The sequence below is a fragment of the Bacillus sp. FSL M8-0063 genome (assembly GCF_038005545.1).
Taxonomy (GTDB): Bacteria; Bacillota; Bacilli; order Bacillales; family Bacillaceae_G; genus Bacillus_A; species Bacillus_A wiedmannii.
The window spans coordinates 1,069,899-1,082,803 of the sequence record NZ_JBBOTJ010000001.1 but is presented as its reverse complement, the minus strand read 5'-3'; the positions used below and the strand labels follow the sequence as shown (position 1 = coordinate 1,082,803).

13 protein-coding genes are annotated in these 12,905 nt (G+C 34.5%); 5 read left to right on the top strand and 8 right to left on the bottom strand.

Annotated features, from left to right (window positions below; translation table 11 throughout):
• Positions 1 to 3: 3 nt before the first annotated feature.
• The 6 genes from spmB to MKX31_RS05565 all read right to left on the bottom strand — a co-directional run bounded on the left by spmB (position 4) and on the right by MKX31_RS05565 (position 4,279).
• Complete coding sequence (spmB, locus tag MKX31_RS05590) at positions 4 to 534, bottom strand: spore maturation protein SpmB (protein WP_000029511.1); 531 nt, start codon at positions 532 to 534, stop codon at positions 4 to 6.
• Positions 531 to 1,127 carry a spore maturation protein SpmA gene (gene spmA / locus MKX31_RS05585; RefSeq protein ID WP_000247805.1) on the bottom strand — a complete coding sequence of 199 codons (597 nt, stop codon included), beginning with the start codon at positions 1,125 to 1,127 and terminating at the stop codon, positions 531 to 533. The genes spmB and spmA overlap by 4 nt, the downstream gene beginning before the upstream one ends.
• Positions 1,120 to 2,244 carry a D-alanyl-D-alanine carboxypeptidase DacB gene (gene dacB / locus MKX31_RS05580; RefSeq protein ID WP_064476633.1) on the bottom strand — a complete coding sequence of 375 codons (1,125 nt, stop codon included), beginning with the start codon at positions 2,242 to 2,244 and terminating at the stop codon, positions 1,120 to 1,122. Before dacB ends, spmA begins: the two co-directional genes overlap by 8 nt.
• Before the next feature lie 111 nt (positions 2,245 to 2,355).
• Complete coding sequence (locus MKX31_RS05575; protein ID WP_000082674.1) at positions 2,356 to 3,270, bottom strand: superoxide dismutase; 915 nt, start codon at positions 3,268 to 3,270, stop codon at positions 2,356 to 2,358.
• Positions 3,271 to 3,375: 105 nt separating this feature from the next.
• Positions 3,376 to 3,867, bottom strand: coding sequence for a YpuI family protein (locus MKX31_RS05570; RefSeq protein ID WP_016133998.1), 492 nt, complete (start codon positions 3,865 to 3,867; stop codon positions 3,376 to 3,378).
• 22 nt (positions 3,868 to 3,889) lie between these two features.
• Positions 3,890 to 4,279: a hypothetical protein gene (locus MKX31_RS05565; RefSeq protein WP_340980259.1), complete on the bottom strand. Its 390-nt coding sequence runs from the start codon at positions 4,277 to 4,279 to the stop codon at positions 3,890 to 3,892.
• A gap of 186 nt (positions 4,280 to 4,465) precedes the next feature.
• Here MKX31_RS05565 and mprF point away from each other — a divergent pair, with 186 nt between their 5' ends.
• Entirely contained in the window at positions 4,466 to 7,051 is a 2,586-nt protein-coding gene (gene mprF / locus MKX31_RS05560) for a bifunctional lysylphosphatidylglycerol flippase/synthetase MprF (protein ID WP_340980257.1), read from the top strand.
• A gap of 4 nt (positions 7,052 to 7,055) precedes the next feature.
• On the opposite strand, the gene MKX31_RS05555 is transcribed toward mprF, so the two are convergent.
• The gene (locus MKX31_RS05555; protein ID WP_340980255.1) at positions 7,056 to 7,844 is read right to left on the bottom strand and encodes a hypothetical protein; all 789 of its coding nucleotides are present in this window, start codon (positions 7,842 to 7,844) and stop codon (positions 7,056 to 7,058) included.
• A gap of 175 nt (positions 7,845 to 8,019) precedes the next feature.
• Between MKX31_RS05555 and deoD the strand changes: the two genes are divergently transcribed.
• The 4 genes from deoD (at position 8,020) to MKX31_RS05535 (ending at position 11,652) form a co-directional block, all read left to right on the top strand.
• Positions 8,020 to 8,727 carry a purine-nucleoside phosphorylase gene (deoD, locus tag MKX31_RS05550; RefSeq protein WP_000110707.1) on the top strand — a complete coding sequence of 236 codons (708 nt, stop codon included), beginning with the start codon at positions 8,020 to 8,022 and terminating at the stop codon, positions 8,725 to 8,727.
• Positions 8,728 to 8,883: 156 nt separating this feature from the next.
• A complete protein-coding gene (locus MKX31_RS05545) occupies positions 8,884 to 10,695 on the top strand; it encodes a sensor histidine kinase (RefSeq protein WP_064476638.1) in 1,812 nt (603 codons plus the stop codon).
• A 107-nt stretch (positions 10,696 to 10,802) separates the two neighbouring features.
• Entirely contained in the window at positions 10,803 to 11,333 is a 531-nt protein-coding gene (locus MKX31_RS05540; RefSeq protein ID WP_000806236.1) for a tyrosine-type recombinase/integrase, read from the top strand.
• Positions 11,334 to 11,457: 124 nt separating this feature from the next.
• Positions 11,458 to 11,652 (top strand): DUF3924 domain-containing protein, encoded by a 195-nt coding sequence (locus MKX31_RS05535; protein WP_001094858.1) that lies wholly within the window; start codon positions 11,458 to 11,460, stop codon positions 11,650 to 11,652.
• Positions 11,653 to 11,942: 290 nt separating this feature from the next.
• On the opposite strand, the gene MKX31_RS05530 is transcribed toward MKX31_RS05535, so the two are convergent.
• Positions 11,943 to 12,788 carry a DUF72 domain-containing protein gene (locus MKX31_RS05530; RefSeq protein ID WP_064476639.1) on the bottom strand — a complete coding sequence of 282 codons (846 nt, stop codon included), beginning with the start codon at positions 12,786 to 12,788 and terminating at the stop codon, positions 11,943 to 11,945.
• Between the last annotated feature and the right edge of the window lie 117 nt (positions 12,789 to 12,905).

Sequence of the window (12,905 nt, the reverse complement as noted above, 5' to 3'; positions counted from 1 at the left end):
GCCTTACTTAAACATTAAAGAAACAAACACAATTGAACAAATAATCCCGATTAAATCGGCAAAAAGTCCTACTTTTAATGCATCTCCCATTTTTCTAATTCCAACAGCTCCGAAGTATACTGTTAAAATATAAAAAGTCGTATCCGTACTCCCTTGCATCGTAGAAGCCAATCTTCCAATAAACGAGTCTGGCCCATATGTGGCAATTAAATCGGTCGTAATACTTAAACCAGCAGATCCTGAAATAGGGCGTATAAGTGCTAGTGGAACAATTTCTGCTGGGACATGAATTAAATCTAACATCGGCTTCATTACTGATATCATTGCATCTAATGCACCTGAAGCTCGAAATATAGAAATAGATACGAGCATTCCAACCATAAACGGTAAAATGGAGATTGCAATTTGAATTCCTTCTTTTCCTCCCTCAACGAACGATTCATAGGTTGGTACTTTCTTTATCGTGCCATATAAAAGGATAAAACCAATTACACAAGGGATTACCCATAATGAAATTGTATTTACAATACTCATTTTTTCCGCCCCTTCCTACTCCTTCTTCGGTAAAAATAGCGGTCAATCCAAATCGCTCCGATCATAGAGAGTACTTGTGCAATGAATGTTACCCCAACAATTTCAGTAGGATTCGCTGATTCATACGTCATTCGAATCGAAATGACAGTAGTAGGAATTAAAGTAATCGCTGATGTATTTAACGCGAGAAACGTCACCATAGAACGGCTCGCCGAATCCTTTCCTCCATTTAACTCTTTCAATTGTTCCATCGCTTTAATACCAAGAGGGGTTGCTGCATTACCTAGCCCAAAAAAGTTCGCCATCATATTCGATAAAATAAATCCCATTGACGGATGATCTTTCGGTATTTCTGGAAACAACCTTTTTACTATCGGCATAAAAAGTGCCACTAACTTTTTTAACAACCCTGCTTCCTCTGCAATTTTCATTAAACCGAGCCAAAATACCAATACACTAATAAGTCCTATACAAATTGTTACTGCGTCTTTTGCTCCGTCAAATACGGCTTTATTTATTGCTTCCATCGTCCCATTTATCATGGCATATACAATCCCTATGACTGCCATCGCTACCCATACGAGATTAACCATCGCTCCCAACACCTATCATATGAGAAAAAATTTCTTTCACATTATTCCAATACATTCCCGTCGTAGCTACTAACTTTCGTTTACTATAAAATAAATTCCGTTCTCCAACTTTCTCGTTGCCAACATAAATTTCTGTCTTTCCAACTTTTACTCCATCCTTAAGTTTTGCACTTTTATCGAGTTCAACTTTTAATATGACATTCTTTCTTTCTTGCTCAGTTAAAGGCACCGCAAAACTATTTTTCATATAAACATGATTGGCATATTTCTTTTCTGTTATTTCAGCAAGAGCTCCTTGTCCTACAACGTTCGTTTGCTTGAAACGTTCAAAACCTTTATCAAATAAATTCATATGATCATCCCAATCGCTAGAAGCGCTCAAAGTTACGACAATTAGATCTAGTCCATCTTTTGATGCTGTTGTAACAAGTGTCCGCCCTGCTTTCTTCGTAAAACCTGTTTTTCCTCCTGTCGCAAATTCATAATAAGACGTCACGAGTTTATGTTTGTTTTTCCACGGATAATCCCACGAATCTGATTTATACGTTTTCGTCCCAAAAATCTTCTTAAAGGTTTCGTTCCCCATTGCATACTTCGTTAAAAGTGCCATATCATAGGCTGATGAATAATGGGATCCATCTCCATCCAAACCATGTGGGTTTGAAAAGTGAGTATCTTTCATTCCAATTTGTTTCGCCTTTTCATTCATTAAATATACGAATCCTTCTATACTTCCTCCTACATTTTCAGCAATTACTTGCGCTGCATCATTACCAGATCTAAGCATGAGTCCATATACTAAATCCTCTAACTTTACTTTCTGTCCAGGCTTTAAATAAATTGCTGATCCTTCTACTCTCACCGCTTCATTACTAACCGATACCATTTCTTTCATTTTTCCTGATTCAGCAGCTAACAAGGCTGTCATAATTTTTGTTATACTAGCAATTTTTTGTGGCTCATGTTCTGCTTTTCCGTATAATACACGACCGGACTGTTGCTCCATTAATACAGCATTTCGAGCACTGACATTACTGTTCATCTTTGCATATGTAGGAATTGGCATAACGCTTGCGTACATAATAAGAAGCGTGATTATTACACAAATTCGTCTCATATTTCCCCCCACGTCCTTTTGGCACTTTTTGTACAAGTGTATGCTTGGCCTTTTAAAATATGAACGAAATCTCTTTCTCTTTCTAATAAAAAAGACGCAGAGAACCTGCGTCTAATACGGTGTCCATTCAATTTGTTTCGCACTTTCAAATCTTTTTTCTACATCAGGCCAATTTACAACATTCCACCAGTTTTTAATATATTCATCTTTTCGATTTTGGTATTGTAAATAATACGCATGTTCCCACACGTCTAGTACGAGGAGCGGTATCGTATCCCATTGTGTAAATAATTGATGAAGTGTACTCTGCAAAATTTCTAATCTTCCAGATCGTGGTACCCAAACGAGAAGCGCCCAGCCTGATCCTTCCACTTTAGAAGCTGCTTCTGTGAAATGTTTTTGAAAACGTAAAAAACTCCCAAAATCTTGTTCAATCTGTTGTGAAAGAGCCCCTCTTGGACTTCCGCCACCATCTTTTTTCATGTTATTCCAAAATATCGTGTGTAAGTAATGACCTGATCCATGAAAAGCCGCTTCTCTTTCCCAATGCTTAATTAAATCAAATTGATTTGTTTTTCTCGCTTCTTCCATCATCTTCTCTGCCTTATTTAATCCTTCCACGTAACTGCGATGATGTTTATCATGGTGTAACATCATAATTTCTCTAGAAATATACGGTTCTAACGCATTATACGGATAAGGTAATGGTGGAAGTGTATGCCCTCCAATTGGAACAGCTCGTTCACTATCCCCTCTTTCATATAGTTCATATTCCTCTTCTCCCTGCACGAATACTTCCTGCAAATGATGCTGAATATGTTCTACATCATCACTTATTTCATACATAAACTCTGCATCTGTATCATACTCATGCTCTTTCATACGATCTAATAACGTTTGAATTTTATAAGCAAGCATATGGACATCATACACTTCCATTGCACGGCTATCCAATACGTGAAGAACACTTTCACACCAGCTTTCTACTTCATGAAAGTAATCTGTAAATACACCTTGCTGACTCATGTTACACCTCCTTAATGCTATCCCCATAAATATATTCAAAGGAAATCCCTTATATAACTTTACAAAAGGAAAAGAAGCTAAGTCCCCTTAGCTTCTTTTTCGCAATTAATATTTGTGTAACATCTTTGTTTGGTAATCCGTCTCATAATATTCTAGTTCTTCTCGCATCAATTGAAATTTACCTTCTAAACTCTTCATCACTTGCTCTATAGATGCTGGTGGCGTTTGTTGAAAAACGATGGAGTTTTTCCCTGTATAGGCAGACCGACTATTTTCATACCAATGATCACTCTTTGGTGAGAAAAACTCTGCAATTACTTGATGATAAATTTTATATAAAATTTTCTCAGCTGCTGTTTTTCGAAATGGCTGGCTATTTAACAAAACAAAACATGCATCATGTCCTTCTTCACAAAAAACGAGAAGACGTCTCATTGATGCTAATAACCCTTTATAATATTGCTCGTTCCCTGCTGGTGTTTCTTCTAATAAAGAAGGCAACGTATGATAATTTACATAATTGGTTATCAAAGTAATAACATCTTCTAAAAACATAGAAACTTGTTCTGTTTGATTTTCAACCATCAGATTAGACATTTTTTCCCTCTCCTTTGCCATTTCACGCTATTTCTACTCTTTTATTTTTATGTAATTCAGCCAATATTTCTTGTACTTTCACCACTGTTCCCTCATCAAAATATTGTTGGAATGCTTCTATATTATTTAAATATAAACGTTTTTGCATGCGATGCTCATTCTCTTTCAATAAACAACATATCGCTACAATATCTCGGAAATATATGTCTTGTTCTTCTACTTTACATACTGGATTTCCTTCAAAAGGAGTAATTTCTTGTAAAATTTCTTCAAAATATCGAACGTATAAAACGGAAAAAGTTCTTTCTTTATTATTTAATATATATGTCACTTCAGATCTATTAAAGAAATCTTCTGATGTATTAGGTTTCGCTTTCTCTAACTCATATCCCGCATAACCTATTATAATCATCTACTTCCCCTCTCTTCCTTCTTTCAATTCATTTTAACTTAATTTTCTGACAAACGAAATACTCTTTTAAATATAACCCATATAAAAAATAGCTTCCCTATACAGGAATTTACCTTTTTATTTTTCTTGAAGTTTGTCATAATAATATTATTGTCTCAGTTTTCTTATACAAGGAGAGTTGTATTTATGTCGTTTTCATGGAAACGTTTCTTACAAATCGGGAAAATTATCTTCCCATTTGTTGTATTAACAATTGTATTCTTTCAAGCAAAAAAAGAATTAGCAGGCATTTCTTTTTTAGAAGCAATCAATACAATTAAAAACATTCCAACCGGAGGAGTTTTTTTAGCAATTACACTTGGTGCATTTGCCGTATCAACAATGTTTTTTTATGACTATGTTATGCTTCGTTATTTAAAAGCTGATATACCAGTCCAAAAGATTTTTCGTATCTCATGGATTGCTAATACTTTAAATGGATTTATTGGGTTTGGTGGTCTCGTTGGAGCTGGTGTACGCACAATGCTTTATCGTCCATACATAAAAGAAAATGGCAAACTTATTAAAAGTATTGCCTGGATGACAACCGCTTTTATTAACGGACTCGCAATTCTTTCTTTCCTCGGTCTTATTGGAATATTAGACACAAGTTTTATTTTGCATGAAAAACCGTGGCTATGGCCTGTTCTTATTTTCTTCGCCCTTTTCGTCCCTATATACATTGGCTTTTCTAAACTAAAAAATAGAAAATCAAAGCAAACCGAAGAGCAAGAAGAGGGGGAAGAAGAGAAAAATCCAACTGTTTTATACTCATTAGTTTCATTAGTTGAGTGGGTATCTGCCGGTATTGTTATGTACGTCATACTAATATTATTTGGTATCGATATCGAATTTCAAAAGTTTTTAGGTGTGTATGTAATTGCTGCTTTAGCTGGTGTTGTTAGTCTTGTTCCTGGTGGACTTGGTTCATTTGATCTTGTCTTTTTAACTGGGCTCGGACAATATGGCATTGATACAGGCGTATTACTACCTGCCATGTTATTATATCGCCTCGTCTATTACATTTTACCTTTCTGCCTTGGTCTTATTTTTGCAGCTTTTGAAATGACAGGCGTGGCCATTAAAAAGTTTGAAGATAAACCTTTTATTGCGCCTGCATTAGAAACAACTGGTGTTATATGGACTTTGCAGCGTGATTTTCTAGGAAAACTAGGTTCATGGGCCTCTGCTGCTTTAACAGTATTTGCTGGATTAATGGTTATTTTATCGACCATTCTACCGACAAGTATAAACAGAGCACACGCCTTACATATTCTAGCTCCAAAACATCTTATTCAATTTTCTTTTAGCTTATCACTAACATTTGGTATTCTCCTCCTAATCCTTTCACGAGGCATATATTATGGAACAAAACGTTCTTACTATATGACGATTATTTCTTTAATCGGAGCAGCCATCTTTAATACGCTAAAAGGGATTGATATTGAAGAGACGTTTATTTTATTAATCGTACTCGCTGTATTATATATGCTTCGTAAAAGATTTGTACGCGAGAAAATGGAAGTCTCACTTTCTGATATGGTAAAAGTTTTTATATTCTTACTCATCACTTTATATTTATATAAAAACTTAGGTATTTTATTTGCAGGTGCAAAAGAAGCTTTTAAACCTGATTTTGTCGTTCGTAATATTACGCAAGTGAAACGAAGTGCATTAGCAGCTGCCTTTTTCGTTCCTACATTTTTACTGATTGGCTCACTCATTGCCAATCGTTATCGAAATGAATTTCCCGGGCAACCAGCTAATGATAAAAGATTGCAAAACTTTTTAGATGAACATGATGGTAATGTACTTAGTCATTTAGGATTTTTAGGAGATAAACAATTCTTCTTCAGTAGTGATGGGAAAGCGCTCCTTCTCTTCTCTATAACTGGAAAACGTCTCGTTGTGCTAGGTGATCCAATTGGGGCTCCTTCCTCCTACCGTACTGTGTTACAAGAGTTTTTAGCTGAAGCTGATCGATTTGGATACATTTGTGTATTCTACCAAATAGAAAGTAAATGGATGAGTTTATATCATGATTTTGGTTATAACTTCTTTAAACTTGGTGAAGAAGCTGTCGTTGATTTGAACACATTTACAATAACAGGAAAAAAACGCGCCGGTATGCGAGCAACTTTCAACCGTTTTGAAAGAGAAGGCTATACATTCTCTATTCACCAGCCACCGTTCTCAAACGAATTATTTGAAGAATTAAGAAAAGTTTCAGATGCGTGGCTCGGCGGAAAAAAAGAGAAAGGTTTTTCCCTCGGATATTTTGATCATGAATATATTAGCCGTGCTCCTATCGCTACATTATGTGATGCGGATGGAAAAATCATTGCATTCACGACCTTTATGCCCGTATATCAAGACGGATCATTGTCTGTTGATTTAATGCGCTATTATCCAGATGCGCCTAGCGGCATTATGGATGCAATTTTCATCCACCTATTCCAGTGGGCAAAAGAAAATGAATACCACTCCTTTAATATTGGTATGGCCCCACTTTCAAATGTAGGTTTATCGACACAATCTTTCTGGTCTGAACGAGTTGCTGCTGCCATCTTTAATAATGTTCGTTATACGTATAGCTTCAGCGGGCTACGTCATTTTAAAGAAAAATATAAACCAGCATGGAGCGGTAAATATTTAGCATTTAGAAAGAATCACTCTTTACCAATTACAATGCTCTCTGTAACAAAATTAATAGGAAAACGAAAAAACAGCTAAACATTTAGCTGTTTTTTCGTTTTTGAACTTGTACAATAAATTCTTTTTCATATTTCTTACCATTTATATAGAAATCTCCCCATATTTTATACGTTCCTTCTATAGGAAATGTAATACGATATTGTAATTGCTCATCTGTATCAACAGGTATTGCGTATAAAAAGTTTTCTCTCGTTTCGTCCACGATATAGAGCGCCTCTACTTCTCCTCTCTCTGAATGTAATTTCAATTTGTCACCCTTTTTCGCTTGGAATTGAAATGTTAACGTCGCTGATTCATTCGGATGCAATGCACCAAATAAAAGAGAAACTTCATACTCCCCTATTTTTTTTGTAAGTACACTATCGATTGGAAACTTTACTTTTTTCTTATTTTTCTCCTCTATTTCTCTCCCAAAATCTTTCTTCGCAAATGATTTCACAGATTTATTTTTGTCTTCATATAAAAATATTGTATACCCTTCATCTTTCGCTATTTTGGAAGATACCTTATAGGATCCATTTCCTGCAAATGTAGGTTTCATTTGTTGTACATGCTTTAATTGTCCGTCTACAATAACTGCCCGAATTTGATCATTCACACCACGAACTTCGTTATTTTTATTATTTAGTAATTGAAACAAAATATCTACTTTCTCATTTCCTTTTCCATTTGACACATCCCATTTTACTTCCTGAACATCACCTACAGTCTCTGTAGTTTCCTGATACTTTTTTATGTAAAATCCTCCTACTACAATAAATAGCAAAGCAACAAGTCCAATGACAAGATTTTTCAAAACATCACCTACCATTTTTATTGTCTCTGTTCATACAAAACTTCTTACATATATATTCTAGATTATGATTTATGAAATCCTCCTGCTTTGCACATATTACAAATAATTAAAAGATTTTAATTGAAAGGATTGATAGTGTATAATGCAAATGATATTGATTTCTATCGATACATTATAAGGAGGACTTTTCATGAGTGTACATATTGAAGCAAAACAAGGCGAAATTGCTGAATCTATTCTATTACCTGGTGATCCATTACGTGCAAAATATATCGCTGAAACATTTCTAGAGGACGTTACTTGCTATAATAACGTGCGTGGTATGTTAGGTTTCACTGGAACTTATAAAGGAAAACGCGTATCTGTTCAAGGTACAGGTATGGGTGTTCCTTCTATTTCTATTTATGTAAACGAATTAATCCAAAGCTACGGAGTTAAAAATTTAATTCGCGTTGGAACTTGCGGTGCGATTCAAAAAGACGTAAAAGTACGTGACGTTATTATTGCAATGACAGCTTGTACGGATTCTAATATGAACCGTTTAACATTCCCAGGTTTTGATTTTGCACCAGCTGCAAACTTTGACCTTTTAAAGAAAGCTTACGATGCTGGAACTGAAAAAGGCTTACACGTTCGTGTTGGTAATGTTTTAACAGCAGATGTATTTTACCGCGAAAGCATGGACATGGTTAAAAAACTTGGAGATTATGGTGTACTAGCAGTAGAAATGGAAACAACTGCTCTTTATACATTAGCGGCGAAATACGGTGTAAATGCGTTATCTGTATTAACAGTAAGCGATCACATTTTCACTGGTGAAGAAACAACATCTGAAGAGCGTCAAACTACATTTAACGAAATGATTGAAATCGCTTTAGATGCAGCAATTCAACAATAATACATTAAAGAACTCGTCATACGTCTGTCGAGTTCTTTTTATGTGACTTTTTACTAAAAACTACTTTCGGAAGAGACAGATTTTCTCCTCTACTTTTTTGTAACGTTTGTTATAATAAAGAAATCATTTACAGTATTTCTCACAAGAGGTGACGCAGTGAAAAACAGAAGTATCGTCTTTAAACTATTTTTATTAACATCAACATTATTTACAATCATATTCCTCCTTTTTTTCTTAGGACAATCTCTATTTTTAGAGAAATTTTATATTAATAAAAAAGTAAAAACAGTTCAAACTGCTTTTGAAAAATTCGTAGCTAATTATGAAAAAAGCGAAAAAGACCCTGAGGAAGTTAGAAAACTAAAACAAGAATTTCATGATAAAACAAATGCTGATATGCAATTTTTAAATTCTGAGGGCATTATTAAAAGTGACAACAATTACTACATTGATGTAATTAATCCTAAAAATAATGAAACATATTTCATTCCACTCAATAATCTTTTAACGCCTGAAGAATATAAGAAATTCGAAAACTTAGGATTGAAAAAAGATGGCATGATAAACGTCGTCGGTTTGGTACGAGGGAAAACAATAACACCACTAGAATTGACAACAAATTATAATCGATGGCAAAACGAACGTTTCAATTCAGATTTTCAATCCATTAATGGCAACTCTTCTAAAAATAGACTTACAAACCGCTCCAAAACTGTGACTCAAATTGAGTTTACTGGTATTGTATCTAAATTACAGCTTCCATCAAAAGCCGAGGTTCGTCTTGCAAATGATTTTGAAACATTACAAGCCGTTCAATATTTTGCAGACATTATTAGAAATGGCACTGCTAACTCGCACCAATTAAACACTTATATAATAGATGGTGGAGAGAATATAAAAAATAGTATCTTTGTAAAACCTATTGTGGAAAATGGAAAAATTACAGAATACGCTTTTGCCATAGCGTCTTTGCAACCTGTTAATGAAGCAATGCTCGTTTTAAAGGATTATTATGTCTATGCCTTAATCATCGTTTTTCTCGTAATTATTTTATTATCCTTCTACTATTCAAAAATCATTGTGAAACCATTAATTAAAATGAATCGCGTTACAAAGAAAATGGCCAATTTTGATTTTAGTGAGAAATTACCTGTAACAGCAGACGATGAAATTGGTGGGCTTTCCGGCAGTATTAATACGTTATCTGTAAACTTAAAAGACCGAATCGATCGATTAAATGTTGCCAATACAAAATTGCAACAAGATATTGAACGTGAACGTCAATTGGAAAAAACGCGAAAAGAATTCATTTCTGGTGTATCACATGAATTAAAAACACCACTCAGTGTAATTAGAAGTTTCGCAGAAGGAATTAAAGATGGCGTTAGTAAAGATACGACATATTACACAGATGTTATTTTAGAAGAAACCGAAAACATGAACAGACTTATTGTTGAAATGTTAGAATTAGCAAAATTAGAATCAGGTACGTACAAACTAGATATGACGACATTCTCAATCGGTGAATTAATTCAACAAGTCTATACAAAGTTATTATTTAGCATGGAGGAAAAGCATTTACAAGTGAACATAGATGTAGACTCTTCGATATTTGTTAAAGCGAATCGTAGTCGTATTGAGCAAGTAGTTGTGAACTTACTTAGCAATGCAATTCGCTATACGCCAGATGGAGAAAAAATACAAGTCTCCGTTATAGCAATGGAAGATACAGTAAAAGTCGAAATCGAAAACACAGGAAACCCTATCCCTGAAGAAAGTCTTGAAAAAATTTGGGATCGTTTCTACCGTTTAGATGCATCTCGTAGCCGTCATACTGGAGGTACCGGTCTCGGGTTATCTATTGTAAAAAACATTTTAGACCTCCACCATGCCGAGTACGGTGTATATAACACGACTAATAGTGTTGTATTCTACTTTAATTTACAAAAAGTAAAAGAAGTCAAATAATTTGTCTTAATTTCACTAGGAGTTCACATGAAATTCACACTCTCCCTTTATAGTAAGAAACAAGTTAATCCTTTCCTTTACACACATAAAAGAGGAGAGTGCGTGAAATGAAACAAGCAGGACAACCTATTCAAAATGAAAAACAATTAGAAACTATCAAAAATATACTTTTACAATCTTCGAAACGTGATGGCTTATTATTCGTATTAGCTGTAAATTCTGGCTTAAAAGTAAGTGAAATCTTACAATTAAAAGTTAGTGATGTAATTGATGAAAATGAAAATGTTCGCCATTCCATTTTATTTTACAATGAAAAAGTAAAAAAACATAAATGGTTTGCTGTAAATGAAGACTTACAGCACGCGATCGAAGACTACATGAAAGAACGTAAAACTTGGAAACGTAATGAACCATTATTAAAGTCTCAAAAAGGAACGAAATCTATTACGAGACAACATGCATGGTACATTTTAAACAAAGCTGCAAAAGAAGTTGGATTAGAAGGGATTAGCTCACATACACTTCGAAAAACTTGGGGATATTGTGCATACAAATCAGGTGTTGATATCGCATTTTTACAACACTTCTTTGATCATAGTACTCCATCAAAAACTTTAAAGTATATCGGTATTGCTTAATAACTCTTATACATAAAAAAGGTTACCATTTATAAATGGTAACCTTTTTTATGTTTCACATTCTCTTTTCTTGTCTTGTCTCTCCTATATTGTAGTGGTACTCTAATAGTAAGGGGGAGAAATTATGAACACATTAACAATTGAATTACCGAAAGAAACGGCTGAAAAACTTGATTTATTAAAACAAGCTTATGAAAAGAAAACAGGTGCTTCCATTTCTGAGAGTACTCTTGTTCAAACACTTATCTCAAAAGAGTTTATCCAAGCGATAACTCCTTTTGATTTACAACAATTCATCACTGGAAAAGAACAGCATTAATTGCTGTTCTTTTTTTTGATACTTTATCAATGGTTTACTGGATACCCCGAAAAACTTCTTTGCATCAGCCACACTTTTTTAGAAATCTATCTACTTTTAATGTCTCATAAAAAGTTTTTTATTTATTTTTCGGAAAACTATTGACATTGATAATGATAACCATTATCATTTATTACGAAGCCAACAATTGATGAATCAACCAAACGCTCAGTAACATTGTTACCCCTCTTTTTCATATAGAAAGGCACTGTACATTCCCCCTGTTTGTACAGTGCCTTTCTTGTTTATTATCATTCAAACAAATTTAATTGCTCGGGCTTCGGCTCACCATATGTAATGTCCATCATTTTCATAAGTTGTTTCGCATTATCCGCTGCATCTCCGCCCGAATTATTGTTAAATAGTACATATATGTCCTTTGTCTTCTTTTTTAATTGCTCTAGTCTTTCTACCCATTCTTCTAGTTCTTTATTGTTGTAGCGATATAAGCAACGAACCGCTCTCCAATTTTCTCCTTTATCAAGCCAGCCATGAACATTTCGACCATGAAAACGTATTAACACCATCTCTGCATTCGTTACTTCTAATACGAGCGGTACCGAACCTGTCCCGGCCTGTGGCTCATCACAAATGGTATGAATCCATTTCTCTTGTTCCAAAAACTGTAGCGTCTTATCTCTCATTTCCGGATAAAACCATGTTTGGTTCCGAAATTCTATAGCACACGGTAAACCTTCCATTTTTTCTTTCGTATATCGAAGAAAATCCACATTTTTCTTTTTACAATCAAACCATGGTGGATATTGAAATAAAATCATTTTTAATTTATCAGCTTCTATTAAAGGCAGAATAGATTGTTTGTACACATCAAACATCTCGTCGAACGTAGAAAAAGGGATTTCACCTTTCATATGTCCGGTCATCCCTTGATATGCTTTTACGACAAAAGAAAAACCTTTCGGTGTCTCCATTGCCCATTTTGTATAGTTTCGTGCAGGTTGCATCGCATAAAATGAACTATCTACTTCCACAATAGGAAAATGCTCACTATATGTTCGTAATTTATTTCTATTTTCATAGGGATCTATATATAAAGAATCATGATCTCCCCACCCTGTCACTCCAATGAAAAGCAAATATATCCCTCCCTTTTTCACTTCACCTTCTATTCATTCTACTCACTTCCCGAACAATTCAGCTAATCAATTTTATTAAGTAGCCCCTTCTTTAAGAGTATCCGTATAAAAATATGA